Annotated in this window: 25 protein-coding genes and 2 pseudogenes; 9 read left to right on the forward strand and 18 right to left on the reverse strand. The window is 66.3% G+C overall.

Annotated features, from left to right (window positions below):
• Positions 1 to 159: 159 nt before the first annotated feature.
• Together AC066S_RS09740 and AC066S_RS09745 are read left to right on the forward strand one after the other, a co-directional pair.
• A complete protein-coding gene (locus AC066S_RS09740) occupies positions 160 to 1101 on the forward strand; it encodes a transporter substrate-binding domain-containing protein (RefSeq protein WP_478269526.1) in 942 nt (313 codons plus the stop codon).
• A 294-nt stretch (positions 1102 to 1395) separates the two neighbouring features.
• On the forward strand, positions 1396 to 3039 hold the full coding sequence (locus tag AC066S_RS09745; protein ID WP_478269527.1) for a lysine--tRNA ligase: 1644 nt from the start codon (positions 1396 to 1398) through the stop codon (positions 3037 to 3039).
• Positions 3040 to 3169: 130 nt separating this feature from the next.
• Here AC066S_RS09745 and AC066S_RS09750 read toward each other — a convergent pair.
• Both AC066S_RS09750 and AC066S_RS09755 read right to left on the reverse strand, forming a co-directional pair.
• Positions 3170 to 3250 (reverse strand): annotated as a pseudogene (locus tag AC066S_RS09750) (carbonate dehydratase); the annotation flags it as partial.
• Positions 3251 to 3275: 25 nt separating this feature from the next.
• Entirely contained in the window at positions 3276 to 3887 is a 612-nt protein-coding gene (locus AC066S_RS09755) for a TetR/AcrR family transcriptional regulator (RefSeq protein WP_478269528.1), read from the reverse strand.
• 94 nt (positions 3888 to 3981) lie between these two features.
• On the opposite strand from AC066S_RS09755, the gene AC066S_RS09760 reads away from it, so the two are divergent.
• The 3 genes and pseudogenes from AC066S_RS09760 to AC066S_RS09770 all read left to right on the forward strand — a co-directional run bounded on the left by AC066S_RS09760 (position 3982) and on the right by AC066S_RS09770 (position 4962).
• Entirely contained in the window at positions 3982 to 4428 is a 447-nt protein-coding gene (locus tag AC066S_RS09760; protein WP_478269529.1) for an ester cyclase, read from the forward strand.
• 41 nt (positions 4429 to 4469) lie between these two features.
• A pseudogene (locus AC066S_RS09765) lies at positions 4470 to 4688 on the forward strand (DUF3237 family protein); the annotation flags it as partial.
• Positions 4689 to 4761: 73 nt separating this feature from the next.
• Positions 4762 to 4962 (forward strand): DUF3237 family protein, encoded by a 201-nt coding sequence (locus tag AC066S_RS09770; RefSeq protein ID WP_478269530.1) that lies wholly within the window; start codon positions 4762 to 4764, stop codon positions 4960 to 4962.
• 71 nt (positions 4963 to 5033) lie between these two features.
• Here the strand turns inward: AC066S_RS09770 and AC066S_RS09775 are convergent, their stop codons facing one another.
• The gene (locus tag AC066S_RS09775; RefSeq protein ID WP_478269531.1) at positions 5034 to 5687 is read right to left on the reverse strand and encodes a S24 family peptidase; all 654 of its coding nucleotides are present in this window, start codon (positions 5685 to 5687) and stop codon (positions 5034 to 5036) included.
• Positions 5688 to 5981: 294 nt separating this feature from the next.
• On the opposite strand from AC066S_RS09775, the gene AC066S_RS09780 reads away from it, so the two are divergent.
• Together AC066S_RS09780 and AC066S_RS09785 are read left to right on the forward strand one after the other, a co-directional pair.
• Positions 5982 to 6326, forward strand: a complete 345-nt coding sequence (locus AC066S_RS09780) for a DUF952 domain-containing protein (protein ID WP_135164728.1) — start codon at positions 5982 to 5984, stop codon at positions 6324 to 6326.
• A complete protein-coding gene (locus AC066S_RS09785) occupies positions 6323 to 7420 on the forward strand; it encodes a quinone-dependent dihydroorotate dehydrogenase (protein ID WP_135164729.1) in 1098 nt (365 codons plus the stop codon). The genes AC066S_RS09780 and AC066S_RS09785 overlap by 4 nt, the downstream gene beginning before the upstream one ends.
• A gap of 93 nt (positions 7421 to 7513) precedes the next feature.
• Here the strand turns inward: AC066S_RS09785 and AC066S_RS09790 are convergent, their stop codons facing one another.
• From AC066S_RS09790 to AC066S_RS09810, 5 genes are all read right to left on the reverse strand, one after another.
• Positions 7514 to 8893 carry an MATE family efflux transporter gene (locus tag AC066S_RS09790; RefSeq protein ID WP_478269532.1) on the reverse strand — a complete coding sequence of 460 codons (1380 nt, stop codon included), beginning with the start codon at positions 8891 to 8893 and terminating at the stop codon, positions 7514 to 7516.
• Positions 8894 to 8895: 2 nt separating this feature from the next.
• Positions 8896 to 9630: an MBL fold metallo-hydrolase gene (locus AC066S_RS09795; RefSeq protein ID WP_135168935.1), complete on the reverse strand. Its 735-nt coding sequence runs from the start codon at positions 9628 to 9630 to the stop codon at positions 8896 to 8898.
• Between the two features lie 19 nt (positions 9631 to 9649).
• The gene (locus AC066S_RS09800) at positions 9650 to 9955 is read right to left on the reverse strand and encodes a DUF6460 domain-containing protein (RefSeq protein WP_018644944.1); all 306 of its coding nucleotides are present in this window, start codon (positions 9953 to 9955) and stop codon (positions 9650 to 9652) included.
• A 276-nt stretch (positions 9956 to 10231) separates the two neighbouring features.
• Positions 10232 to 11893, reverse strand: a complete 1662-nt coding sequence (locus AC066S_RS09805) for an ATP-dependent DNA ligase (protein ID WP_478269533.1) — start codon at positions 11891 to 11893, stop codon at positions 10232 to 10234.
• Entirely contained in the window at positions 11890 to 12927 is a 1038-nt protein-coding gene (locus AC066S_RS09810; RefSeq protein WP_478269600.1) for a ligase-associated DNA damage response exonuclease, read from the reverse strand. The genes AC066S_RS09805 and AC066S_RS09810 overlap by 4 nt, the downstream gene beginning before the upstream one ends.
• Positions 12928 to 12990: 63 nt before the next feature.
• On the opposite strand from AC066S_RS09810, the gene AC066S_RS09815 reads away from it, so the two are divergent.
• Positions 12991 to 13917, forward strand: coding sequence for a class I SAM-dependent DNA methyltransferase (locus AC066S_RS09815; RefSeq protein WP_126260180.1), 927 nt, complete (start codon positions 12991 to 12993; stop codon positions 13915 to 13917).
• 113 nt (positions 13918 to 14030) lie between these two features.
• Positions 14031 to 15260: an ABC transporter substrate-binding protein gene (locus AC066S_RS09820; RefSeq protein ID WP_164718899.1), complete on the forward strand. Its 1230-nt coding sequence runs from the start codon at positions 14031 to 14033 to the stop codon at positions 15258 to 15260.
• 226 nt (positions 15261 to 15486) lie between these two features.
• Here AC066S_RS09820 and AC066S_RS09825 read toward each other — a convergent pair whose 3' ends face one another.
• From AC066S_RS09825 to AC066S_RS09870, 10 genes are all read right to left on the reverse strand, one after another.
• Positions 15487 to 16338: an amidohydrolase family protein gene (locus AC066S_RS09825; RefSeq protein ID WP_478269534.1), complete on the reverse strand. Its 852-nt coding sequence runs from the start codon at positions 16336 to 16338 to the stop codon at positions 15487 to 15489.
• A complete protein-coding gene (locus AC066S_RS09830; protein ID WP_478269535.1) occupies positions 16335 to 17318 on the reverse strand; it encodes an aldo/keto reductase in 984 nt (327 codons plus the stop codon). Before AC066S_RS09830 ends, AC066S_RS09825 begins: the two co-directional genes overlap by 4 nt.
• Before the next feature lie 102 nt (positions 17319 to 17420).
• On the reverse strand, positions 17421 to 18353 hold the full coding sequence (locus AC066S_RS09835) for a sugar-binding protein (RefSeq protein WP_164718898.1): 933 nt from the start codon (positions 18351 to 18353) through the stop codon (positions 17421 to 17423).
• Positions 18354 to 18449: 96 nt separating this feature from the next.
• Positions 18450 to 19532: an ABC transporter permease gene (locus tag AC066S_RS09840; RefSeq protein WP_478269536.1), complete on the reverse strand. Its 1083-nt coding sequence runs from the start codon at positions 19530 to 19532 to the stop codon at positions 18450 to 18452.
• Entirely contained in the window at positions 19532 to 20290 is a 759-nt protein-coding gene (locus tag AC066S_RS09845; RefSeq protein ID WP_126260175.1) for an ATP-binding cassette domain-containing protein, read from the reverse strand. The genes AC066S_RS09840 and AC066S_RS09845 overlap by 1 nt, the downstream gene beginning before the upstream one ends.
• A 16-nt stretch (positions 20291 to 20306) precedes the next feature.
• Positions 20307 to 21629: a xylose isomerase gene (xylA, locus tag AC066S_RS09850; RefSeq protein ID WP_135168939.1), complete on the reverse strand. Its 1323-nt coding sequence runs from the start codon at positions 21627 to 21629 to the stop codon at positions 20307 to 20309.
• 1 nt (position 21630) lies between these two features.
• On the reverse strand, positions 21631 to 23085 hold the full coding sequence (gene xylB / locus AC066S_RS09855) for a xylulokinase (protein ID WP_478269537.1): 1455 nt from the start codon (positions 23083 to 23085) through the stop codon (positions 21631 to 21633).
• Positions 23086 to 23157: 72 nt separating this feature from the next.
• Positions 23158 to 24198, reverse strand: coding sequence for a LacI family DNA-binding transcriptional regulator (locus tag AC066S_RS09860; RefSeq protein WP_126260172.1), 1041 nt, complete (start codon positions 24196 to 24198; stop codon positions 23158 to 23160).
• Positions 24199 to 24294: 96 nt separating this feature from the next.
• Positions 24295 to 24759 (reverse strand): GNAT family N-acetyltransferase, encoded by a 465-nt coding sequence (locus AC066S_RS09865; protein ID WP_164718896.1) that lies wholly within the window; start codon positions 24757 to 24759, stop codon positions 24295 to 24297.
• A gap of 49 nt (positions 24760 to 24808) precedes the next feature.
• Positions 24809 to 25390, reverse strand: a complete 582-nt coding sequence (locus AC066S_RS09870; RefSeq protein ID WP_478269538.1) for a helix-turn-helix domain-containing protein — start codon at positions 25388 to 25390, stop codon at positions 24809 to 24811.
• Between the last annotated feature and the right edge of the window lie 117 nt (positions 25391 to 25507).

The following is a 25507-nucleotide window of genomic DNA, read 5'->3' on the forward strand; positions in this document are numbered from 1 at the left end:
GCTGCGTTCGGGCCCAATTGCTTCCCCATCGTCATGGCCGGGACAGCCCCGGGCATGATGGCCGAGGGACCTTCACCCAGCCACATTCCGCGCTCGCGTTCCCGGCGGGATGGTCTATAACGCCCTCCGATCCCAACGAAATTCGTTCATTTCCGGCCGATGGCTCCATCGCAACAGGCGAAATCGACCAAATCTGCCCGTGGCTTGCTGACCGGGCTGGCCGCGACCGCGTGCCTGCTCGCGAGCCTCCCCGCCGCCGAGGCCCAGGCTCCCGCCAAGCGCCCCCCGGCGGCACCCCAGGCCACGCCGCAGGTCCAGGCCACACCTCAGGCCGCCCCGCAGGCGGTGCCCGGCTTCTGGGACCCGCGGCGGCGACCGGAACGGCCGGACCTGTCGCGCCTGACCGTGATCCGCTTCCTGACCGAGACCGACTATCCGCCCTTCAACTACACCGGCGCCGACGGCAACCCGGCCGGCTTCAACGTCGATCTCGCCCGCAGCCTGTGCGAGGAGATCAAGGTCACCTGCACCGTGCAGATGCGCCGCTTCGAGACGCTGGTCGATGCGCTCTCCTCCAACCGCGGCGATGCCATTATCGCCTCGATGGCGGTGAGCCCGCAGCTGCGCGCCCGCGTCGACTTCACCGATCCCTATTATCGCGTGCCGGCGCGCTTCGCCTCGCGCAAGGACGCGGTGATGCCGGAAATCCGGCCCGAATATCTCGAGGGCAAGAAGGTCGGCGTCATCGCCGGCTCCGCGCACGAGGCCTATCTCAAGGCCATGTTCACCGATGCGGAGCTGCATGCCTATCCCAGTGACGAGGCGATGCGCGCCGCCTTGCGCAAGGGCGAGGTCGATTTCATCTTCGGCGACGCCATCTCGCTGGCGTTCTGGATCAACGGCACCGATTCCGGCGATTGCTGCGCCTTCTCCGGCGGCCCCTTCGTCGAGAGCCGCTTCTTCGGCGAAGGCATCGGCATCGCCGTGCGCAAGGGCAACGACGTACTGCGCCAGGCCCTGAACTGGGCGCTGTTCCGCGTCTGGGAAAAGGGCCGCTACACCGATCTGTGGCTGCGCTATTTCTCGGTGAGCCCGTTTTAGCTGCGCGCTCTTGCGGCACGCGAGCTGCCGTAGGGTGGGCAAAGGCGCGCAAGCGCCGTGCCCACGTCTTATGAATGGTGGGCACGCTTCGCTTTGCCCACCCTACGATTCTAGTTTCGCTGTTTCCTCGCCGTCATTGCGAGGAGCGCAGCGACGAAGCAATCCAGACTGCTGCTGCGGAAACAGTCTGGATTGCTTCGCTTCGCTCGCAATGACGGCGGAGGTGGCTGTCGCCCCGCAAAATTGCATTCTGCCCGGAAATCGCTATTTTCCGCGGCCCGGAGGCCCGTATTGATGTCCGTTATCGATCCCAGCATGAGTCCGAGCGATCTGCGTGCGCTCGCCGAACAATCCAACGCCTGGCCGTTCGAGCAGGCGAAGGCCATCGTCGCGCGGCTGAAGAAGAGCCCGAAGGACGAGGTGCTGTTCGAGACCGGCTACGGCCCGTCCGGCCTGCCGCATATCGGCACGTTCGGCGAGGTCGCGCGCACCTCGATGGTGCGGCACGCCTTTCGCGTGCTCACCGAGGACAAGGTCAAGACGCGCCTGCTCGCCTTCTCCGACGACATGGACGGCTTCCGCAAGGTGCCCGACAACGTCCCCAACAAGGAGATGCTGACCGCGCATCTCGGCAAGCCACTGACGCGGGTGCCGGATCCGTTCTCCAACGAGTACCCCTCGTTCGGGCACCACAACAATGCGCGGCTGCGCGCCTTCCTCGATCATTTCGGCTTCGACTACGAGTTCGCGAGCTCGACCGATTATTACACGTCGGGCCGCTTCGACGCGACGCTGCTCAAGATGCTCGCCGCCTACGACAAGGTGATGGAGATCATCCTGCCGACGCTGGGCCCCGACCGCCGCGCCACCTATTCGCCGTTCCTCCCGATCAGCAAGACCACCGGCATCGTGCTGCAGGTGCCGATGATCCGCCGCGATGTCGCTGCCGGCACGGTGACCTATGTCGACCCTGATACGAACGAGGAGGTCGAGACGACCGTCACCGGCGGCAGCGTCAAGTGCCAGTGGAAGGCCGACTGGGCGATGCGCTGGGTCGCGCTCGGCGTCGACTACGAGATGGCCGGCAAGGACCTGATCGATTCCGTGAAGCTGTCCGGCGCGATCGCCAGGGCGCTCGGCGCCACGCCGCCCGAAGGCTTCAATTACGAGCTCTTTCTCGACGAGAAGGGCCAGAAGATCTCGAAGTCGAAGGGCAATGGCCTCACTATCGACGAATGGCTGCGCTATGCCTCGCCGGAATCGTTGTCGCTGTTCATGTATCGCGAGCCGAAGGCGGCCAAGCGGCTGTATTTCGACGTCATCCCGCGCAACGTCGACGACTATCAGCAATTCATCGACGGCTTCGCCAAGCAGGACGGCAAGCAGCAGCTCGGCAATCCGGTCTGGCACATCCACAACGGCAAGCCGCCGAAGGGCGACATGCCCGTGACCTTCCAGCTGCTGCTGACGCTGGTGTCGTCGTCGAATGCGGAGAATGCCGAGACGCTGTGGGGCTTCATCGGCCGCTATCGCCCCGGCGTGTCGCCGCAGACGCACCCCAAGCTGGACGCGATGGTCGGCTATGCCATCAATTATTACCGCGACTTCGTCGCGCCCACGAAGCAGTTTCGCGTGCCGACGGACACCGAGCGTGCGGCGCTGCAGGATCTGCGCGATGCGCTGTCGCAGCTTGCGCCGGACGCCTCGGCCGAGGAGATCCAGAACGTCGTCTACGAGATCGGACGCCGCGAGCCGTTCCTCGACCAGGTCAAGAAGGGCAAGGACGGCCGTCCCGGCGTCACGCTGGACTGGTTCAACATGCTCTACCAGGTGCTGCTCGGCCAGGAGAAGGGCCCGCGCTTCGGCTCCTTCGTCGCCGTGTACGGCGTGCAGAACGCGGTGAACATGATCGACGGGGCGCTGGCGCGGAGCGCGTGAGGCCAGCAAAAAATGCGTAGCCCGGATGAGCGAAGCGACATCCGGGTTACAGAACTCCAGCTCAAATCGACTTCAGCACGTAGCGCGGTTATCCTTCTACACCGGGCGCGCATTCATCGGATTTGCGAACCTCGATCTCGATCGGCGATTGCTGCAGGCCGACCGCGCAAGCCTTGTTGGCCGCGTCGAGATCGCCCCATTTGGCCATCGAGGGCGCTCGCGGGATCGAGGAAGATTCACGCCTTGTGGCGAAAGGTGTCCAGCACCGCCGCGACGATCGTCTGTCCGTCTCTGCGCAGCTTTCTGGAATCGTCCGCGTAGGGGAGCAACAGCCCGATCTTGCAGATCATCGCGTCGATCATCCGGCTGAGCAGATCGACATCGTCCGCGTTCAATTCGCCATCGCGCTTCAGCGCCCGCAGCGTCGCGATCAGGAGCGCGGTCGGGTAGGTCTCCTCGATCTCGCGATAGCGCGGTTCGCCGAGCACGGCCTGCGCTTCCTGGATGACGATGCGCGCATAGGCCGGCTCTTCGCAGGCGTCGAGATAGGCGTCGATGCCGGCGCTGAGACGATCCCAGATCTTGCGCTCGTTCCGCGCCGCGGCCTCGATCCGGGCGGCCGCCTCGCGCTGCATGGCAACCACCACGGCGTCGAACAGCGCCTTCTTGTCCTCGAAGTGATGGTAGAACGCGCCGCGCGTGACCCGCGCCGCCCGCGATATCGCCTCCATGCCCGCCGCCTGAAATCCATTGGCGGCAAACGCTTCGCGTCCGGCATCGATCAGCGCCTGCCTGGTGGCTTCGCTGTACTCTTCCCGACGACTTCTCGGAGGATCCTTCGCCCGCATCGCGCGCAACTTAAAAGCTTGACGCGTTTGTATCAAACCGCATATAACATACACGATGTATGTATTATTCATGTAGAATGCTCTGAGACAGGCCATGGATGGCAAGCGGATGTTCGAGCTGGCGGAAAGGCTGGCGGTCGCCAAGAGCCGGCAGGATGTCGCTGCGGCGCTGGAGGTCCTGCATCCGGACATGGTGCTGGAGACGCCGGCCTTCGGCACCAGGGCGCAGGGTCTCGCCGAAAACGAGCGCGTCCTGACGCGCTTCTTCAAGTCGTTCCCGGACTATCACGTCACGCTGGATGGCCACGCCAATTCCGCCGACACGCTGGTCTGCTGGGGCACCGCCCGGATGACGATGACGGGTGATCGCTTCGGGGGCGCGCCCAATGGGCGCCGTGCCGAGTTGCCCGTGTTCATCGCCTTCGCCTTCCGCGACGACAAGATCGCGCATGAACGCTTCGTCTTCGATCTCTCCGAGCTGTGCGCCCAATCCGGCCTCTCGAGGCGCAAGCTGTTTGGCGATGCGACACAGGCGGCTTAGCCGCCGGCAAATTCCATCCAGGCATCAAGGAGTGCCAGACCATGACCGACCCCCGCGTCAAATCCGTCGGCGATCTCGAGACCAGACATCTCTTCGACATCGTCGTCGATCTCGACCCGCGCCTCAATTTCGGCGCCGGGCCGGTCGGGCAGCGCGTGCTGTTCGGCGCCGCCAAGGGCTCGTTCGAAGGCCCACGCCTGCGCGGCGAGGTGCTGCGGGGCGGCGGCGACTGGGCGTTGTTTCGCGCCGATGGAGCCATGACGCTCGATGTCCGCCTGTCGCTGCGGACGCATGACGGCGAGCTGATCTATATGACCTTATGGCGGTCGCTGGGTGACGCCGCAGGCTCTGCGCGCCGAGATGGCGGACCCGGCGCGGCGCACCAGGATCGATCCCGCCGGATATTACTTCCGCACCAATCCGCTGTTCGAAACCGGCTCGCAGACCTACGCCTGGCTCAATGACATCGTCTGTGTCGGCAAGGGTTATCTCGTCGAGGGCGCCGTCGCCTACAAGATCTTCGAAGTGCTGTGAGGCTCGCCGTGGATGCGCTCACTCAGTTGCGTCGTGTCGATGCAACGGAAGTCGCCTAACTGCCGCCGCAGTCACTGGCTCGTCCACACAATCCGCGCGATCCACCCCACCTCGCCCGCCGCCATCGTGCGCACGGCTTGCGATGCATTGAGCAATTGCAGCTCCAGGGCCTTCGCGGTACGGCGCTTCAGCGCTGCGATCGTCACTTCGCCCGTCCTGCTTCGCACCACCACGCGATCGCCCTTGCGGATCGGCGCGCCCGGTGAAACCAGCACGATGTCGCCATGGCGGTAGACAGGGGCAAACTCATCGCCGGAAATCTCCAGCGCGAAGCTGTGGCTGTCCTCGGTGGCCGGAAGCGCGGTTTCGGTCCAGCCTTTGCCGGCAGGAAAGCCGGACTCGTCGAAGGCCCCGCTCGCGCCGGCCAGCGCGAAACCGAGCAGCGGGACCGAGCGGCCGTCGCCGGCGTCATCGTCGACCAGCCGCGCAAAGCTGTCGAACGAGGCGTCTGCCGCCGCCAGCGCCTTGGCGATCGATTCGGTCGAGGGCCAGCGCTCGCGGCCGTCCGAAGTGACACGCTTGGACCTGTTGAAGGTGGTGGGATCGAGCCCGGCGCGCTTGGCAAGGCCGGACGGCGACAAACCGGCGCGCGCCGCCAGCCGATCCAGCGCGATCCAGATCTGGTCGTGAGTGAGTATCCTCTGCGCTTTGGCCTGTCTGACCATGCAAGGTCCAGCCCGTCGCAACTCAGGAAAATTGTCCTCAAATCAACCGGTTTTCCGTTTTTCGCGCAAGTGGCGGCGAAAGAAAGCGTTTTCAAGCGAGGTGGGTCCTGGTTCGCGTCAAGAACGCGTCAAAACAAGCTTCCGGAGCCTTCCGTTCCGATTTCATCGGACCGGAAAGTCTTGAGGTCTTGAGTTCGGCAGGGGCGGCCTTTACGGTCGCGCCGGGGGTTTGGCGGACCCGCACGAGACGAAAAAACCCAAAAGACTCAAAGAGCAAACAGGACTGCGCAAGCGGTGGTCAAGATCTACAAAATCTGTCCGGCCTCGGCCTGGCGTGAGGCGGAACGGCAGGGTGTCTACCGGGGCAGCGCAGATGATGCGCGCGACGGTTTCATCCATTTCTCGACCGCCGAACAGGTTCCCGAAACCCTGCGCAAGCACTATTTCGGGCAGCGCGCGCTGTTCCTGGTGGAGGTCGATGGCGACGCGCTCGGCAGCGAGCTGCGCTGGGAGCGCTCGCGCAACGAGGAGCTGTTTCCACATCTCTATGGCGAGCTCGATCTCGGCGCCGTGATCGCGGTGATGAACCTCAACACCCGCTCCGACGGCGGCCACGACGTCCCGGAGCTTGCCCCGTGATCCGCGCCTTCGACGCCTTTTCCCTGCCGGTGCTGCGCTGGCTCGATCCGGAAGACGCGCATCGCCTGGCGATCCAGGGCCTGCGCTTCCTGCCGCCGGTCAAGCCGCGCGCCGACGACCCCAAGCTCGCGATGCGCGCCTTCGGGCTCAACTTTCCCAACCCGATCGGCATGGCCGCGGGCTTCGACAAGAGCGCGGAGGTGCCGGACGCGCTGCTGCGGCTCGGCTTCGGCTTCGTCGAGATCGGCTCGGTGACCCCGAAGCCGCAAGCCGGCAATCCGCGGCCGCGGCTGTTCCGGCTCGAGCGCGACGAGGCCATCATCAACCGCATGGGTTTCAACAATGACGGCGCGGACGTCGCGTTGCGCCGGCTCGCCGCGCGCGCGCAGCACGGCGGCATCGTCGGCGTCAATGTCGGCGCCAACAAGGATTCAGCCGATCGCGTCGCCGATTACGTCAAGCTGATCGAGACCTTTGCGCCGGTCGCAAGCTACTTCACCGTCAACGTCTCCTCGCCGAACACGCCGGGTCTGCGCAATTTGCAGGAAGGCGCGCTGCTCGACGATCTCCTCGCCCGCGTGATCGACGCGCGCGAGCGCGTCAGGCAGAAGGCCGGCGACACGCCGGTGCTGCTCAAGATCGCGCCGGATTTGAGTCTTGCCCAGCTCGACGACGTCGTGCAGGTCGCGCGCTCGCGCCGGGTCGACGGCATGATCGTGTCGAACACGACGATCGCGCGGCCGAGCACGCTGCGGGAGGAGACGCGCGCCAAGGAGCAAGGCGGCCTGTCGGGCCGGCCACTGTTCCGCCTGTCGACGCGGATGGTCGCGGAGACCTATGTGCGCGTCGAGGGCGCGTTCCCCTTGATCGGCGTCGGCGGCGTGGACTCCGGCGGCGCCGCATTGACCAAGATCCGCGCCGGCGCGAGCCTGATCCAGCTCTATTCGTCGCTGGTCTACAAGGGCCTCGGCCTGGTCGACGAGATCAAGCGCGACCTCACCTCGACGCTGCTCCGCACCGGGCGGGATTCGCTGTCCGAGATCGTCGGCGCCGATGCGGCGACGCTCACGGCGGAAGACTGGCCGGGGATGTAAGGCGGTGCTCTTCGCCTCTCCCCGCTTGCGGGGAGAGGCCGGAGTTTGCGAGAGCAAATTCCGGGTGAGGGGGACTCTCCACGAGCCCAACTCTCACTTCCCTTGTCGAGACTCCCCCTCACCCCGACCCTCTCCCCGCAAGCGGGGCGAGGGAGAAGAGAACGTCGCCCGGAACTGCGCCGGATAGCGCGCCGCCTGCAAGCCGCCGCGCGAGAGGTAGGAGGCCATCAGCGCCCACCACAGCCCGGCATTGCCGAACGATTGCAGCGCCCACCACGTGCCGAGGAAGACCGCGAGCGAAACCAGCATCAGGTTGCGCATCTCGCGCGCCCAGGTCGCGCCGATATAGATGCCGTCGAACCCGAACGCGAACACGCCGGGAATCGGCGCGAGCACGACGAAGGGCAGGAACTCGCGCGCGGCGCGGCGCACGTCATCACTCGCCGTCATGAAATTGATCAAGGCCGGCCCGAACAACGCGAACAGCGCCGCGACGACGATGGCGAAGCCGAGCCCCCAGAACAGCACCAGCCGGGTCGAGGCGGCAAAGCCTTTTGCGTCGCGTGCGCCGAGGGTGCGGCCGCAGAGCTGCTGGGCCGCGTTGGCGAGACCGTCGAGGAAGAAGGCGCTGATGAACAGGAAGTTGTTCAGCACGGAATTGGCCGCCAGCGTGACGTCGCCGGCCTGCGCACCCTTGGCGGTGAAGAACAGAAATACCGCGATCAGCGCCGCGGTGCGGATCATGATGTCGGAATTCACCGCCAGCATCCGCAGCAGCTTGTCGCGGTCGAGCAGGGTCCTGTACGGCACCGCGAAGCCGCCTTCGGCGTAATGACGGCAGACGATCACGCCGAGGGCGAACCCGACCGCTTCCGAGAACAGCGCGGCGATCGCGGCCCCGGCGATGCCGGTGTCGTAGACCAGCACCAGCAGGATCGTCGCCGCCATGTTGACGAGGTTGACGACGACCTGAAGCAGCAAGGCTGAATTGGCGCGGGCCTGGCCGATCAGCCAGCCGAGGATGACGTAATTGGCCAGCGTGAACGGCGACGACCAGATCCGGATCTTGAAGTAGGTCTGAGCTGCCCGCGTCACACCTTCGCTGCCGCCCATGAGGTCGAACAGCACCGCGGCCAGCGGCAATTGCAGCACGATCAGCGCGGCGCCGATCAGGCCGGCAACGATGAAGCCGCGCGCCAGGATCGCGGTCGGCTCACGCACCTCGCCCGCGCCCAGCGATTGCGCGGTGAAGGCGAGCGTGCTCATGCGCAGGAAGCCGAACAGCCAGAACAGGCAGTCGAAGATGATCGACGCGATCGCGACGCCGCCGAGCAGCGCGGCATCGTCGAGGCGGCCGATCGCCGTGGTCGAGACCACGCCGATCAGCGGCGTGGTCAGGTTGGCGACCATCGCAGGACCTGCGATGGCGAACACGTCTCGCGTGCCAACCCTGGGATGGACGGGCGCGTGCATGGTCAGAATACGACGACCATGCCGTCCTCGGCCGCCATGTAGGGCAACGTCTCGAGGCGCGACAGCATGTCGTCGCTCATATGGGTGAGGACGAGCCGTTTGGCGCCGATGTTTGGCAGATGCTGTTCCAAGGTCTTCAGGCTGAGATGGTTCTTGACCACCTTCTCGTACATATAGGCCTCGGCAATGAAAAGATCGGCGCCATGCGCCAGCGGAATGAGCGTCTCCGTCCATTCGGTGTCGGCGCTGTAGGCGAGCGTGCGGCCCTCGGCCTCGATGCGGTAGGCGAGGAAAGGACCACCGGATTCGCCGTGCACGACAGGATAAGGCATCACCGTCACGGCGCCGAAAGTCCGGCTTTGCCCGGGCGCGAGCTCGACGACATCAAGCTCGAAGCGCTGCCTGGTCTTCGAGGAATGCTCGAAGAGCGCCTCCATCACCTCGCGCAGCCGCCTCTCGATGCCTTGCGGGCCAGAGATCGTCAGTGGCCGCGTCCGCCGCGAGAACTGCGCATCGAGCAGCAGGAACGGCAGCCCGGCAAAATGGTCGCCGTGGAAATGCGTGATCAGGATCAGATCGATCTCGTCGCACGCGATCTCCAGCCGCTTCAGCGCCGGCAAGGCCGACGCGCCGCAATCGATCAGGAAATTCGCCGCACGCCCCGAGACGTGGAAGCAGGTGTTGAGCCTGCCGCCGGAGCCGAAGGCGTCGCCGCAGCCGACGAAACGCAGTTGCATCGGCTGCGGACTCCCAGCCTTACCGGCCGCGCGGCGCGCCGAACACGCGCGACAGCAGCCAGATCGGGATCACGATGACCGCGCCGAGCAGGAAATAGCGCCACAGCCAGTTGATGGTATCGAAGCCGAGATCCCACAGACGCTGGAACAGGAGGCGGATGCTATAGATGATGTTCCAGGGATCGAATCCGATTGCGGCCAGCACGACGCCGACCAGGATCGAGAGCAGGACCAGACGAAACGCGACCGCCAGCGGCGAGCCGCCGAGAAAACGGTTCAGCCCGTCGCTGCGGCCGGCCGGCAAATCTCTGACGTCTTGGACCATCGCAAACTCCTCAGGCGGATTCGACCCCATTATAGGGCACGGCGAGGCACATGGGGAACCCGCAAGCGAGCGTCAATCGGATTACCGGAGTTTAATTCGGGCAGGCGCGTGCCGCGGGTTGCCAACCTCTCCCGCTTGCGGGAGAGGTCGCGCCGAAGGTGCGGGTGAGGGCTTTCTCCTCTAGGGGACTGTCCCAATGCGGAAACACCCTCTCCCCAACCCTCTCCCGCAAGCGGGAGAGGGAGCGCACCGCCATCGCGGCGAGATCGAGGTGCCTCACACTTCAATCTCCGCCGCCTCCACCTTCAGCATCCGCTCCAGTGTCTCCAGCCTGTCCGCCTCCTTCGGCGGCTTGTCCCAGCGCAGGCGGCTGATGCGGGGAAAGCGCATGGCGACGCCGGATTTGTGACGCGGTGAGCGCTGCAGGCCCTCGAACGCCACCTCCAGCACCAATCCCTTGTCGCCCTCGTGCACGACATGACGCACGGGACCGAATTTCTCCGTGGTGTTGCGGCGGACGAAGCGGTCGATCTGCAGCAGCTCCTCGTCGGTGAAGCCGAAATAGGCCTTGCCGACCGGCACCAGCTCGTCGCCGCCCTCGCCCGCGGTCCAGACGCCGAAGGTGTAATCGGAATAATAGGACGAGCGCTTGCCGTGACCGCGCTGCGCATACATCAGCACGGCGTCGATGATGTGCGGATCGCGCTTCCACTTCCACCATTGGCCCTTCGGCCGTCCCGGCAGATAGGGCGCATCGCGCCGCTTCAGCATCACGCCTTCGACGGCGTCCGCATCCTCGCCGGCGCCGGCACTGGCGGGATCGGCGCGCGCGGCGGTCAATGCTTCCCAGCTTGCGAACGGCACGGTGGGCGACAGATCGATGCGGGGATCGTCGAGCTTCTTGATGAAGGTCTCCAGCCGCTCGCGCCGCTCCGCGAACGGCAGCTCGCGCAGATCGTTCTCGTCGTCGCCGAGCAGATCGTAGGCGCGAAGGTGGATCGGAAACTCCTTGATCAGCTTTGGCGAGACGACCTTGCGGTTGAGCCGCTGTTGCAGGACGTTGAAGCTCTGCACGCGGCCCTCACGCAGGATCAACAGCTCGCCGTCGATCGCACCCGGCAGGTGCAGCGACGGCACGAAGTCCGGAAAGCTGCCCGTGATGTCCTCGCCCGTGCGCGAATAGAGCCGCGCCGTGATATGGCCGCGCTCGTCGCGGCCGGCGACAGCCTGCACGCGGATGCCGTCCCATTTCCATTCGGCGATGTAGTCGGCGGGATCGAGCGCGGCGAAATCCGCGTCCTCGATCGCATGCGCCAGCATCACGGGCCGGAATGGCGCGGGATCGCGGTTGACGGGCTTGTCGGCGCGGCCTTCCAGCCAGGCGAACAGGTCGAGATAGGGTGGGATGAGACCCGGCCAGATCAGCTCGACCTCATGCGGATCCTTGTCGCCGAGCGCGGCCGCCGCGGTCTTGGCGAGGCGCGCCGAGATGCCGATACGAAGCGCACCGGTGACGAGCTTCAAGAGCGCCCAGCGTCCGGTCTCGTCGAGCTCGTCAAGCCAGCGCTCGAGCTGCTTCGGCAGCTCGGTCTTGCCGAGCGTGCGCAGCGTGGTGACGACCTCGGTGAGGGTTGGGGGTGGCGGGTTGTTGTGGGCGGCGAGCTCGGCCCGCGGCCACATCAGCGCCACCGTCTCCGAGAGATCGCCGACGTAATCGTAACTCAGCCCGAACAGCACCTCATCGGTGCGCGACGCGATGAGGTCGCGGATCAGGGCCGGCTTGGCGTGCTTGAAGCTGAGTGCGCCGGTCAGCGCGGCCAGCGCGTAGCCGCGGTCGGGGTCGCCGACCTCGCGGAAATAGCCGGTGATCAGCCGCAGCTTGTTGTTGCGGCCGGGCTCGTAGGCGAGACGGTCCAGGAGTTCGGCGAAGCGGTTCATGCCTCAGCCTCACCTTGAACAGGCGTCTCGCTCTCCTCCTCGTCGCCATAGCCGACGAGGTCGAGCGGCTGCGCCTTCAGGCCCTTGCTGCGGCACCAATGCACCAGCGCGTCTTCCTGGCCATGCGTGACCCAGATCTCGCCGGCGCCGGTCGCACCGATCGTGGCGGTGAGGCCGTCCCAATCGGCGTGGTCGGAGATCACCAGCGGCAGCTCGACGCCGCGCTGCCGCGCCCGGGCGCGCACACGCATCCAGCCCGAGGCGAACGCCGTGACCGGATCGGGAAAGCGCCGCGTCCACAGGTCTGACGTCGCCGAGGGCGGAGCCAGCGTGATGGTGCCGGCGAGCGCGGCCTTCTTCACGCCCTTCACCGGCTTGAGCTCGCCGAGCTCGATGCCGCGGCTCTGGTAGTAATGCGTGATCGTCTCCATGGCGCCATGCAGGTAGATCGGTGCGTCGTAGCCGGCCTGCCGCAGCAGCTTGATCACGCGCTGCGCCTTGCCGAGCGAATAGGCGCCGACGAGATGCGCGCGCTCGGGAAACAGCGCGACCGAGGCGAGCAGCTTCCTGACCTCATCGGCGGCATCGCCATGCCGGAACACCGGCAGGCCAAAGGTGGCCTCGGTGATGAAGACGTCGCAGGGCACCAGCTCGAACGGCGTGCAGGTCGGATCAGATGCGTCCTTGTAGTCGCCGGAGGCAACGATGCAGGTCTCCTTGCAGGTGACCGCGATCTGCGCCGAGCCCAGCACATGGCCGGCCGGGTGAAACTTCACGCGAACATCGCCGAGCCGGATCTCCTCGCCATAGCGGATGGCTTGGGTCGATCCGGCGAAGTTCTCGCCATAGCGCAGCCGCATCATGTCCAGCGTTTCCTGCGTCGCCAGCACCGCGCCATGGCCGGCGCGGGCATGGTCGGAATGGCCGTGGGTGATCACGGCCCGCTCGACCGGGCGGACGGGGTCGATATGGAAGCCGCCGGGCTTGCAGCACAGGCCGGCAGCAGCTGGCAACAGGATGTCTTGGGGTCGCATGCCTGATATATAGGCCGCGTTACCGTCGCTTCGAGTCATTCCGCCCTGCGCTTCCTGGTTCCCATGCCCCTCCGTCTGTTCCTGACCTCTGGCGATCTCATGGCCGACCGCCGCTTCGAATTCGCGCGCGACCTCCAGCTCAAGGGCGATCTGCCCGCGGCCGCCGACCTGCTCGAGCAGGCGATCGAGCTGGCGCCTGACTTCACCTCGGCCTGGTTCACGCTCGGCGAGATCCGGCAGCAGCTCGGTGAGCGCGACAAGGCCATCGCGGCGTTTCGAGAAGCGCGGAGGTCCGATCCCGGCGACCAGCACGGCGCCGGCCTGCACCTGATGCGGCTCGGCGACGCCGAGATGGCGGAGATGCCGAAGGCCTATGTGCAGGCGCTGTTCGACCAGTACGCCCCGCGCTTCGAGCACACGCTGATCAACGATCTCGGCTACCGCGCGCCCAGCCTGATCTTCAAGGCGGTGCTGGCCGCACGCGTCGCTGCGAAGAAGCCGGCCTACTTCAAGCGCACCATCGATCTCGGCTGCGGCACCGGCCTTGCGGCCGCCGCCTTCGCCAAGCAGGTCGATCATTTCATCGGCATCGACCTCTCGCCCGGCATGATCAAGCAGGCGCGCGCCACCAACCTCTACGCCGAGCTCGAAGTCGCCGACATGATCGAGGGCCTGCGTACGAAGAGTGACGCGAGCGCGAACCTGATCGTCGCCGCGGATGCATTCGTCTATCTCGCCGATCTCGCGCCGGTCCTGACCGAAGCAAAGCGCGTGCTCGCATCGGGCGGCGTGCTCGCCTTCACGCTGGAGACGCATGACGGCAGCGGCATCGTGCTCGGCGACGGCCTGCGTTATGCCCATTCGGCGGAATATGTCCGCGGCGCCATCGCCAAAACGGGCCTGAAGCTGCTGACGCTGGAGCCGGCCTCGCCGCGCAACGAGAACAACGAGCCGGTGCGCGGTCTCGTCGTCATCGCCGAGAAAACTTGAGTCTAGGCGCTAGACTGGCGATTTAAGCGTCATTGCGTCGCAAAGCCGTGACTTCCCACTTGCGAGCCGTGCTGCGTTCCCAGCACAATGCGCGCACCAGGGAGAAACAAATAATGACGAAGAATCCATCGCGGCGCGATTTCAGCACTGCCGCGCTCGCCACCATCGCCGCATCCACCTTGCCCGCGCCCTATGTCTGGGCCGCCGAGAAAAAATACGATGCGGGTGCCAGCGACACCGAGATCAAGATCGGACAGACCGTGCCGCATTCCGGCCCCGGCTCGCTCTACGGCGTATTGGGGCGCGTCGGCGAAGCCTATTTCCAGATGCTGAACGAGAAGGGCGGCATCAACGGGCGCAAGATCAAGTTTCTCACCATGGATGATGCCTACAGCGCGCCGAAATGCGTCGAGGCGACGCGGCGTCTGGTCGAGCAGGAGGAGGTGCTCGCGCTGTACGGCTCGCTCGGCACCGCGCCGCAGACTGCCGTGCACAAATACCTGAACTCCAAGGGCGTGCCGCAGCTGCTGCTCAATACCGGCGCGTCGAAATGGAATAATCCGAAAGAGTTCAAATGGACGATGGCGGGCCTGCCGCTGTATCCGACCGAGGCGCGCATCCTGGCCCGCCACGTCGTCAGCGTGAAGCCGAACGCCAGGATCGGCATCCTCTACCAGAACGACGATTTCGGCCGCGACTTCCTCGGTCCCTTCAAGAAGGTGCTGGCGGATGCCGGCGGCACCGCGCAGGTGATCATGGAGCAGACCTATGATCTCACCGAGCCGACCGTCGATTCCCAGCTCATCAACCTCTCGAAGTCCGGCGCGGACGTCTTCTACAACATCTCCACCGGCAAGGCCTCGTCGCAGTCGATCCGCAAAGTCGCCGAGCTCGGCTGGAAGCCGCTGCAATTGCTGTCGGCGGGCTCGACCGGCCGCTCGATCCTGAGCGCGGCGGGCCTCGAGAACGCCACCGGCATCGTCGCCATCCGCTACAACAAGGAGGTCGGCCTGCCAAAATGGGAGAAAGACCCCGACGTGATGGCGTTCGAGGAATTGCGCAAGAAATACACGCCGGCGATCGATCCCGACAACACCATCGCCTTTGCCGGCTACGGCCAGGCCGCCACCATGGGCGAGATCCTGCGCCGCTGCGGTGACGATCTCACCCGCGCCAACGTGCTGAAGCAGGCCTCGACGCTCGCGGGCTTCCACTCGCCCTACTTCCTCGACGGCGTCACCTACAGCTACACGCCCGAGGACTACACGCCTATGAAGACGCTGTTCATCTCCACCTTCACCGGCAAGGACTGGGACATCTCCGACAAGCCGATGTCGGAGTAAGCGATAGCGCGGATCTACTGCTCCTCCCGTCCGCTCGCTGCAGGGCGATCGCATTTGAGCCAGGTTGCCCTGCGGCCATCCTTCGAGACGCCCGCTTTAAGCGGGCTCCTCAGGATGAGGAACGGAGTGCGCGTCGGTCGCTTCAACAGGCGGCAATGCCGCTTAGCCTCATCCTGAGGAGCGCGCCCTTGCGCGCGTCTCGAAGGACGAGGCGCGCGCTCAGGCCCTACGCTGCGATCGCCAGTCGATAGGCCCGCGCCGCATTGACACCAAAAGCCTTGTCCCGCACCTGCGGGCCAAGCTTCGCCAAGCAGGCTTCCAGCGCGCTCTTGATCTCGCCGTAGCTTCCCGCAAGCAGGCACACCGGCCAGTCCGAGCCGAAGATCAGCCTGTCCTCGCCGAAACAGCTTGCGGCGTGGGCGACGAACGGAAACAGGCGCTCCGCATCCCAGTCGTTCCAGACTGCCTCCGTCGCGAGCCCCGAGATCTTGCACCAGACATTGCCGCAGGTCCCGAGCGCTTTGATGCGGCCGGACCATTCAGAGCTGCCGCCGTCGGCGATCGGCGGCTTGGCCGCGTGGTCGAGCACGAAGCGCGCTTGCGGAAAGGCCTGCGCGGTTGCGATCGCGGCGGGCAGCTCGCGGGTGCGGACGAGAAAATCGTAGGCAAGATCATGCGCGAACAATGCCGTGAGCCCGCGCTGGACGTCCTCGCGCAGCAACCAATCGGGGTCGGCTTCGTCATGCACCTGGTGGCGGACGCCGACGAGCTTGTCTCCGCCCGGCAAGCCGCGCAGCCGGTCGAGCGTGTCACCGAGCGCGCCGTCGGTCAGGTCGGCCCAGCCGACGACGCCGATCACCGACGGCATGGCATGGGCGATGCGCAGGAATTCCTCGGTCTCCTCGAGCGAGGAGCGGCATTGCACCACGATGCTGGCATCGATGCCGTTCGCCTTCAGCAATGGCGCCAGATCAGCCGGACCGAACGCGCGACGGATCGGCGCGAGCTCGTCCGCCGCCATCCAGGGATAGTCGGCGCGCGCCGGATCCCAGAAATGCTGGTGGGCGTCGATGATCATGCCTTAGCTCCAGTCGGCAGCGGCGCGCGCGCATCGACGAGGTTTTGCGCACGCAGCTCCTGCCAGAACGCGGCCGGCACGGCCTTCTCCGACATCGCGATGTTGTCGGCAACCTCGCCGGCGTTGCGCGCGCCCATCACCGCGACCGTCACCGCCGGATGCGCCATGCAGAACTGGAGCGCGGCGGCCTTCAGCTCGGTGCCGTGCTTGCGGCAGAGCCCGTCGAGCTCCAGCGCCCGCGCGACGAGCGAGGCATCGGCGTCCTGATAATTGAACTTTGCGCTCGTGTGCGGGTTGGCCAGGATGCCGCTGTTGTAGATGCCGCCGAGCAGGATGCCGATGTTCTTGGCCGTGCAGACCGGAAACAACGCATCCAGCGCACCCTGGTCGAGCAGCGTGTAGCGCCCGGCGAGCAGGAAGCAGTCGACCGGCACGGCTTCCGCGAACCGAACCGGCATCTCCGACTGGTTCATGCCGGCGCCGATCGCCTTGACCGTGCCGTCCTCGCGAAGCCGCTGCAGCGCGCGGAAGGCCCCGGCGACCGCCTCGTCATACTGATCGTCGGGATCGTGCACCAGCAGGACGTCCACGCGATCGAGGCCGAGCCGGCCCAGGCTCTCCTCGACCGAGCGCATCACGCCGTCATAGCTGAAATCGAACATCGGCCGCTCGCGCGGCGTGCCTTTGTAGTGCTCGTCCTCGGCGGCCGCGCCTTCGGGCACGCGCAGCAGGCGGCCGACCTTGGTCGAGATGGCGTAGGAGTTGCGCGGCTGTTGCCGCAGGAAGTCCCCGAGCCGCCGTTCGGCGAGGCCAAAGCCGTAGAGCGGCGCGGTATCGAAGAAGCGTACCCCGAGCGACCAGGCACGCGCGATCGTCGCCTCCGCATCGGCATCGCTCACAGGACTGAACAATCCGCCGAGCGGGGCGGAACCGAGGCCGATTGAGGTGACGTCGAGCGAGCCGAGCCGCGACCGTTTCATTCCCATTGCCTTGTCTTCATTCCAACAGTCCAAATCATCTCTCCCGCTTGCGGAAACCGCAAGCGGGAGAGGCACGCAGGCGCCCGGGGCTGGCGGGCGCTCCTACTTCAACATCTGCGCGACGTTGTCCTTGGTGACGAGATCGAGGCCGGTGTAGACGATCTCCGGCACCTTCTCGCCCTTCTTGATGGCGAGCAGCGTATCCATGGCCTTCTCGCCCATCTCGAACGGACGCTGGCCGACCAGCGCATTGGCATAGCCGTCGCGCAGCAGCTCGAGCTGCATCTTCAGCGTATCGGCGACGACAAGGGTGAACTTGCCGGAATCGATATCCTTCTTGTTCCTGCTGGCGAAAGCCTTGAAGCCCTCGGGCGCGAACATCGGCCAGCCGCCGATGGGTACGATCGCGGCGAGATCGGGAGTTGCGGTGCGCATGTCCGTCATCTGCTGCACCGCCAGCGCGGGATCGTCGTTACAGAAGGTCGGGGAACCCGCGACCTCGGTCCATTTCGAGCCCTTCAGCGCCTCGCGCACGCCGTCGACGCGCTCGGCGAGATTCTTGGCGCCGGGCCCGCCGGAGACCATGGCGTATTTGCCGCCGTCGGGCCGCATCTTCAAGAGTTGCTTGCCGAGCGCGACGCCGAACTCCTTGTTGTTGGTGCCGATATAGGCGAGGCGCTTGGACCCGGGTGCGTCGGCATCGAAGGTGATGACGGGGATGCCGGCGGCGGTCGCCGCCTCGATCGACTTGGTCATGGCCGCGACGTCGGCGACCGAGATGGCGAGACCGTCGACCTTCTGGGTGACGAAGTCCTGGATGATCTGCGCCTGCGTCGCCGGCTCGTGCTCGACCGGCCCCTTGTAGATGCACTCGATGTTGCCGAGCTCCTTGGCTCGCTTCAGGCAGCCGTCGCGCGCGAAGTCGAAGAACGGATTGTTCATCGCCTTCGGCACGATGACGAAGCGGTAGTTCGCGGCGAATGCCGGCGTCGCCATCATCGCAACCGCGATGCCGGCAAGAAGAAGTTTCCTCATTGTTTCCTCCACTCTTGTTTGGTGCCCGTCCTTTTCAAATTCGTCCGGGAAGCGGACGGGCGGCGTTTTCGTTGCCTTCCCGAGAACGACGTCAATTCAAGTCATCCGCGAGCGGATGCGGTCGACCAGCACGGCCAGGATGATGATCACGCCGACCAGCGTCTGCTGCCAGTAGGAGGACACCTGCGCCAGCACGAGGCCGTTGCGGATCACCTCCAGCAGCACGCAGCCGACGATGGCGCCGAGCGGACCACCGATGCCGCCGGCAAGGTTGGCGCCGCCGATGACGGCGGCCGCGATCACGTTGAGCTCGTAGGAGGTCGCCATGTTGGCCGGCGCCGACCCGAGCCAGCCCGAGATGATGATGCCTTGCAGGCCGGCGGCGAGCGCGCAGATCACATAGACCTCGATCTTCACCCGCACGACCGGGATGCCGGTCAGCTCGGCCGCCTTCTCGTTGCCGCCGAGCGCGAAGACGTGGCGGCCGAACGAGGTGTGGTGCAGCACCACGGCCATCGTCAGCGCGAGGATCATCAGATAGATGAAAGGCACGGGCACGCCGAGCACGTCGCCCGAGGTCGCGGCGTAGAAATAATCGGCATCCGGCCCGCCCGGAAAGCTGCCGCGGCCGTTGGAGACGACATAGCCGAGCCCGCGCACGATCGAGAGCATGCCGAGCGTGGTGACGAAGGGCGACAGGCCGAGCACGGCGATGCAGAAGCCGTTGACGAGCCCGGCGATCAGCGCCACGCCGAGACCGGCCATGACCGAGACCAGCAGGATCAGCCCGGGCACGTTGGCCAGCACGGTCTTGCCGTCGGCCGCCATGTGCACGAACAGGGCGCCTGCGGGCGAGCCGGGCGCCGACAGCTCGGTCATGACCATCGAGGTGATCATGGCGGAGAAGCACATCATCGAACCGACCGAGAGGTCGATGCCGCCGGTGATGATCACGAAGGCGACGCCGAGCGTGGCGATGGCGATGAAGGAGAAGTTCTTCGCCACGTTCTGCATGTTGCCTTCAGTGAAGAAATACGGGCTGGCGAAATGCATGATCACCAGCAGCACCCCCAGTGCGAGCAGCACGTAGCCGGTCTGCGAGGCGAAGATGCCGCGCTGCCACCATTTGATCCGGCCCACATTGGTGAAGCTGATCGGGGATTCCATGGGCATAGCCATCACGCCGCCTCCTTCGCGCCGGTGATCAGGGCGGTGACTTCCTCTGGCGAGGTCTCGTGGATCGGCTTGTCGGCCCGCTTCTCGCCGCGGCGCATGACGATGACGCGGTCGCACACCGCGAACACGTCGGGCATGCGGTGCGAGATCAGCATCACGGCAACCCCCTGCTCCTTCAGCCGGTGAATCAGGCCCAGCACCTGCTCGACCTGACGCACCGAGATCGCGGCGGTCGGCTCGTCCATCATCACCAGCCGCGCGTTGGAGAGCCGGGTGCGCGCGATCGCAACCGCCTGGCGCTGGCCGCCGGACATCTGCTTGACGAGATCGTCGGGGCGCGTCTCCGAGCGCAGCTCGCCGAACAGCTCCAGCGCCCGTGCCGCCATCGCCTTGTGGTCGAGCAGCGCGACGGGCCCGAATCTCCGCTTCAGCTCGCGGCCGAGGAACACGTTGGCCGCCGCCGTCAGATTGTCGGCGAGCGCGAGGTCCTGATACACGACCTCGATGCCGACCGCGCGGGCATCGACGGGCCGGCTGAAATGCACCGCGCTGCCGCCAAACCGGATCTCGCCATGGCTGGGGCGGAAATTGCCGGCGATGATCTTGACCAGCGTCGACTTGCCCGCGCCGTTGTCGCCCATCAGGCCGACCACCTCCCCCGGCATGACATGCAGGTCGACGTCGTGCAGCGCGCGGATGGCGCCGAATTCCTTGCCGATGCCGGTGAGCTCGAGGACCGGTGTCGTGTCAGCATGTGCCATCAGCGGTCTTTCTCCCTCAGACATGGCGATTGACCAGCGATTCCAGATATTCCTGCCGACCCGAGCGCGGCTGCGGGTCGAAGCCGGGCTGAAGCGCGCGGTCGGCGAGATCGGCGAGCGAACGCTGGCCGGCGAGAATCGCCCGGCCCTCGGGGCCGGACCAGCCTTCGTAGCGCTCGGCAAGCGGTGTGGTGAGCACGCCGGCGTCGACCATGTCGGCCGCGGCGAGGAAGGCCCGCGCGCAGGCATCCATCGAGCCGACATGGGCGTGGATCAGATCGTCGGGGTCGATCGACTGGCGGCGGATCTTGGCGTCGAAATTCAGCCCGCCCGAGGTGAAGCCGCCGCGGTTCAGGATTTCGTGAAACACCAGAGCCAGCTCCGGCACGTTCATCGCGAACTGGTCGGTATCCCAGCCGAGCAGATCGTCGCCGCGGTTGATGTCGAGCGAGCCGAACACGCCGAGCGCCTCGGCGAGCGCGACCTCGTGGTGGAAGGAGTGGCCGGCGAGGATGGCGTGGTTCTGCTCGATGTTGAGCTTGACGTCTTTCAGCAGGTCGTAACGTTCGAGGAAGCCGTAGCAGGTGGCGACGTCGAAATCATATTGATGCTTGGTCGGCTCCTTCGGCTTCGGCTCGATCAGGACCGGGCCTTTGAATCCGATCTTGTGCTTGTGCTCGACGACTAGCGAGACGAAGCGGCCGAGCTGGTCGAGCTCGCGCTTGAGATCGGTGTTGAGCAGCGTCTCGTAGCCCTCGCGCCCGCCCCACAGCACATAGTTCTGGCCGCCGAGCCGGTGCGTCACCTCCAGCGCGGCGCGGACCTGGCCGGCAGCATAGGTGAAGATCTCGGGGTCGGGATTGGTCGCCGCACCGGCCATGTAGCGGCGATGCGTGAACAGGTTCGCAGTGCCCCAGAGCAGGCGGACCTTGCTCGATGCCATCTTCGCTTCGAACAGATCGGCAATCGCGTTGAGATTGGCGACGGACTCGGCGAGCGAAGCGCCTTCCGGCGCCGCGTCGACGTCGTGGAAGGTGAAGTAGGGCACATCGAGCAGGCGGAACAGCTCGAACGCGACATCGGCCTTGGCCCGCGCCTGTGCCATCGCATCGGTGCCGTGATGCCAGGGCCGCAGGAACGTCTCGCCGCCGAAGGGGTCGCCGCCCGGCCAGCAGAACGAATGCCAATAGCAGACCGCAAAGCGCAAGTGATCCTCGAGCCTGCGGCCATGGACCATGCGGTCCTTGTCGTACCAGCGGAACGCGGGCGCCGGTCCCGCGTCCTGGCCGGCAAAGGCGACAGGTGCGCTTGCATCGAAGAATTTGGCTGACGCATTCACTTTAGGGAGACTCCTTCAATGCGGGATAAAGCTCGCGCCACCGCCGATAGGCTTCGTCATAGGCGGCAGCGAGGGAAGCGCGGGGCGTGAAGCTCGCGAGCCGCCGCGGGCGGGTGCAGACCGCCACCGGTCTTTCGCCGGTGGCAGCGAGCCTGCCGAGCCGCGCGGCGCCGAGGGCCGCTCCCACCTCGCCCTCTTCGACGCGGTGAACGGGAATGCCGAGCACGTCGGCGCAGATCTGCGCCCATAGCGGCGAGCGCGAGCCGCCGCCGACGAGATCGACCTCGGCAATCGGCCCGCTCGCCGCGCTCAGCGCCGCCAGATTGTCGCGCGCGGCAAAGGCGACGCCTTCGAGCACGGCCTGCACGATCTGGCTGCGGCCGGTGGCGCCGCGCAGACCGACAAAGGCGCCGCTCGCGGCGGCATCGTTGTGCGGCGTGCGTTCGCCGTCGAGATAGGGCAGGAATCTGATCGGGCTGGGCGCATCGACGCGCTCGCCAAGCGGCGCCAGCAGCGTTGCGGCCGGCACCTCCATCACGCCGGAGAGCCAGGCCAGCGAAGCGGCAGCCGACAGCATCACGCCCATCTGATGCCAGAGGCCGGGCAATGCGTGGCAGAACGCGTGCACGGCCGAGGCCGGCGCCGGCGCGAAGCGATCGGTGACGCGGAACAGAACGCCGGATGTTCCCAGCGACAGGAAGGCATCGCCGGGCGCGATCGCGCCGAGCCCGATCGCGCTCGCGGCATTGTCGCCGGCGCCGCCCGCGACTACGACGTCTTTCCTCATGCCCCAGCGCTGCGCATAATCCGGCGCGAGCACTGCGCTCGCCGCGCTGCCCTCGACGAGGCGCGGCATGTGATGGAGGTCGAGCCCAGTGGCGTGCAGCAGCAAGGCCGACCAGCGCCGCTCGCCGACATCGAGCCACAGCGTGCCGGCGGCATCGGACATGTCCTCGACCATCTCGCCCGTGAGGCGATAACGCACATAGGCCTTGGGCAGCAGCACCTTTGCGACGCGCTCGAAAATCTTCGGCTCATGCCGCGCGATCCACAGCAGCTTCGGCGCAGTGAAGCCGGGCATGGCCAGATTGCCGGCGATCGCGTGCAGCGATGGACAGCGCCGCTCCAGCACCGCGCATTCGGCCTGCGAGCGGCCGTCGTTCCAGAGGATCGCCGGGCGCAGCGGCTTGCCGTCCTCGTCGAGCAGCGTCGCACCATGCATCTGGCCGGACAGGCCGATGCCGGCCACCTGCGCAATCTCGCGCGGATGGCGGCTTGCGAGATCGTCGACCGCGCCGATCGTCGCATCGACCCAGGAATCGGGGTCCTGCTCGGACCACAGCGGCGCCGGATGCGACAGCGCGAGCTCGCGCGCGGCGGTCGCGACGACCGCGCCGGCTTCGCTCACGAGCACCGCTTTCACGCCGGACGTGCCGATGTCCAGTCCGAGATACAAATCGTCCTCCCTCTTTCCTCATTTGCGCTGCGCGATCTTGACGTCGCGCTTTACGCCACGGCCCTTCGATAGCTAGGGCAGATTGTCCCGCATCACGATGTCGATCCTGATCTTCTCCTGTTCGCGCAAGATCGGCTCGCCGCGGGCGAGCGCGAGCAGCACGCGCACGGCGGCGCGCGCTTCATGTCCGGGGTTCTGCGAGATCGCGGCATCCATCACGCCTTGCAGCAGCAGGCGGCGCGTCAGCACGGTGACGTCGTGACCGACGAACACCACCTTGTCGCGGCCGGCATCGCTCAACGCCTTGGCGACACCTTGCGTGCCGGCGCCGACGTTATAAAGGCCGACGATGTCGGCATGCCTGGCGAGCAGCCGCGCCAACAGCTGCTCGGAGCGATCGTCCTCATCGCGCCCTTCCAGCACCGGCAGGACGCCGAGACCAGGGAATTCCGAGGCCATCACCTGGTTGAAGCCGAAGATGCGTTCGGCATGGTCGCGCAGGCCCTGCGAGCCCGCGACGATCGCGACCTTGCCGGACTTCTGGCCGACCAGTCGTCCGACCAGCGCGCCGGCGGAGCGGCCCGCCGCGATGTTGTCGATGCCGACATAATGGTGGCGGCGCGACGACGGCACGTCCGACACCAGCGTCACCACCTGGGTGCCGGCATCGACGAGGTCGTTGATCGCGGCGCGAACGCTGGGGTGATCCAGCGCCACCACGGCGACGCCGTCGTAATCGCCCGAAAGCGCCTCGAGCGAGGCCGCAAGCACGGAAGGGTCGAACACGTCGGTTGCGACCATCTCGACGCCGAGGCGGCGGGCCGAGAGCCAGCCGGACATCTCGCCGAGATAGGCCTCGATCTGCTGCATGAACGGGTTCGGCCCCGACGGCATCACGAAGGCAAAGCGGCGGGCGCGGCCGCGGGCGAGCTCGGCGGCGGCGACGTGGGGCTGGAACGAATTGCGCTCGATCGCCGCCTTGACGCGCCGCACCGTCTCGGGCCGCACGCCCGGCCGGTTGTGCAGGACGCGGTCGACCGTCGCGAGGCTGACGCCCGCCTCGCGGGCGATGTCCTTCAGCGTCAGCGCGCTCGCGGTCAGGGTCTCGGCCATGGTTGAAGGCTAGCAGAGGTGTTTTGAGGTACGCAACTCATTTTGAGAACAGGACTGCAATTTCGAGCTCGGTTGACCCAAGCACCGCGCCGGCAGTCAGCCCTGCGTCAGATCCAACGTCAGAAAAAGGCTATTGGGATCCTCGACATAACCTTCGAACGGGCCGCAAGGGACGAAACCGTGGGCCCGGTAAAGCGCATGCGCCGGCTTGAAATAATCCCACGAGCCGGTCTCGAGGCTCAGCCGCGTCAGGCCGCGCGCGCGGGCCTCCACGATGATGTGGCGGAGCATCTGGCCGCCAAAGCCGCGCCGCCGCGTGGTCTGAAGCGTATGCATCGACTTCACCTCGCCATGGACGGCCGAGAGCGTCTTCAGCGCGCCGGTGGCGACGAGCAGCTCGCCGTCCCAGCCGGTCCAGAATGCGACATCGCTGGCGCGAAGGCCCGCCAGGTCGAGCGCATGCGCGCTGCCCGGCGCGGTCTGGGCCCGCGCGGACGTGACGTGATGATCGAGCAGCGCGACGACGCGCGGATCGAAGGTGTCGCCGGTGCGAATCTGCATCGCCAGCCTCATTTCAAGTTTCGTCCGCGGGCGCCCGCGATCATCGACATCACATCTTCCCGTAGGAGGAGCCGCGCCGCGTGATGATGACGTAGCGCGCGTCCTGCTTGGTTTCGTTCTCGAAGGTGACCGCACGCATCACGTCGAAATCCAGGCAGTCGCCCTCGCGCAGGCGTACCGTCTTGGCGTCGATGTACACGGCGATCGCGCCCTCCAGCATCAGCAGCTGCTGGGTGAAGGCGTTGCGGCCCCAGGGGCTGTAGGAGACGCGGGCGCCGGCCGGAAGGTCGACGACGATGATCTCGATGCCGCTGGCCGCATCCGGCGGCGATGCGTGCCGCCTTCGATAGCCGCTGTCGGGATCGCGCCAGTGCGGCTGGTCGGCGAGCCGCACCAGCCGCTCCGGCGGCTTCTCGGCGAGCGCGACGACATCGCTGAGCGAGACGTCGAGCGCGGCGCAGAGCCTGCCGAGCAGCGCGGCCGTGGCGCTGCTCTGGGCGCGCTCGACCCGCCCGATCATGGCCCGGCTGACGCCGGAGCGGCTTGCGAGCTCGTTCAACGTCATGCCCGCCTGCGTCCGCAGCGTCTTCAAGCGGCGACCGATCGCACGGTCGAGTTTCTGCTGGTCCATCGGCTCTCATCCGAACTAAGCCCGGTGCAGGGACCGCATCACCAAGCATGAGGAGCTTACGGCGGGCGCGGCATGCGTGCCGGAAGCCAGAGGCTAACATATTAGAATCTTTGCGCA

This window comes from Bradyrhizobium sp. CFUWI, from assembly GCF_056429085.1.

What these genes read in the sequence shown, in the direction of transcription:
- AC066S_RS09740 (WP_478269526.1), top strand. Translation starts at nt 160, where the DNA reads ATGGCTCCATCGCAACAGGCGAAATCGACCAAATCTGCCCGTGGCTTG.
- AC066S_RS09745 (WP_478269527.1), top strand. Translation starts at nt 1,396, where the DNA reads ATGTCCGTTATCGATCCCAGCATGAGTCCGAGCGATCTGCGTGCGCTC.
- AC066S_RS09755 (WP_478269528.1), bottom strand. Translation starts at nt 3,887, where the DNA reads ATGCGGGCGAAGGATCCTCCGAGAAGTCGTCGGGAAGAGTACAGCGAA.
- AC066S_RS09760 (WP_478269529.1), top strand. Translation starts at nt 3,982, where the DNA reads ATGGATGGCAAGCGGATGTTCGAGCTGGCGGAAAGGCTGGCGGTCGCC.
- AC066S_RS09775 (WP_478269531.1), bottom strand. Translation starts at nt 5,687, where the DNA reads ATGGTCAGACAGGCCAAAGCGCAGAGGATACTCACTCACGACCAGATC.
- AC066S_RS09790 (WP_478269532.1), bottom strand. Translation starts at nt 8,893, where the DNA reads ATGCACGCGCCCGTCCATCCCAGGGTTGGCACGCGAGACGTGTTCGCC.
- AC066S_RS09795 (WP_135168935.1), bottom strand. Translation starts at nt 9,630, where the DNA reads ATGCAACTGCGTTTCGTCGGCTGCGGCGACGCCTTCGGCTCCGGCGGC.
- AC066S_RS09800 (WP_018644944.1), bottom strand. Translation starts at nt 9,955, where the DNA reads ATGGTCCAAGACGTCAGAGATTTGCCGGCCGGCCGCAGCGACGGGCTG.
- AC066S_RS09805 (WP_478269533.1), bottom strand. Translation starts at nt 11,893, where the DNA reads ATGAACCGCTTCGCCGAACTCCTGGACCGTCTCGCCTACGAGCCCGGC.
- AC066S_RS09810 (WP_478269600.1), bottom strand. Translation starts at nt 12,927, where the DNA reads ATGCGACCCCAAGACATCCTGTTGCCAGCTGCTGCCGGCCTGTGCTGC.
- AC066S_RS09815 (WP_126260180.1), top strand. Translation starts at nt 12,991, where the DNA reads ATGCCCCTCCGTCTGTTCCTGACCTCTGGCGATCTCATGGCCGACCGC.
- AC066S_RS09820 (WP_164718899.1), top strand. Translation starts at nt 14,031, where the DNA reads ATGACGAAGAATCCATCGCGGCGCGATTTCAGCACTGCCGCGCTCGCC.
- AC066S_RS09825 (WP_478269534.1), bottom strand. Translation starts at nt 16,338, where the DNA reads ATGATCATCGACGCCCACCAGCATTTCTGGGATCCGGCGCGCGCCGAC.
- AC066S_RS09830 (WP_478269535.1), bottom strand. Translation starts at nt 17,318, where the DNA reads ATGAAACGGTCGCGGCTCGGCTCGCTCGACGTCACCTCAATCGGCCTC.
- AC066S_RS09835 (WP_164718898.1), bottom strand. Translation starts at nt 18,353, where the DNA reads ATGAGGAAACTTCTTCTTGCCGGCATCGCGGTTGCGATGATGGCGACG.
- AC066S_RS09840 (WP_478269536.1), bottom strand. Translation starts at nt 19,532, where the DNA reads ATGGCTATGCCCATGGAATCCCCGATCAGCTTCACCAATGTGGGCCGG.
- AC066S_RS09845 (WP_126260175.1), bottom strand. Translation starts at nt 20,290, where the DNA reads ATGGCACATGCTGACACGACACCGGTCCTCGAGCTCACCGGCATCGGC.
- AC066S_RS09860 (WP_126260172.1), bottom strand. Translation starts at nt 24,198, where the DNA reads ATGGCCGAGACCCTGACCGCGAGCGCGCTGACGCTGAAGGACATCGCC.
- AC066S_RS09865 (WP_164718896.1), bottom strand. Translation starts at nt 24,759, where the DNA reads ATGCAGATTCGCACCGGCGACACCTTCGATCCGCGCGTCGTCGCGCTG.
- AC066S_RS09870 (WP_478269538.1), bottom strand. Translation starts at nt 25,390, where the DNA reads ATGGACCAGCAGAAACTCGACCGTGCGATCGGTCGCCGCTTGAAGACG.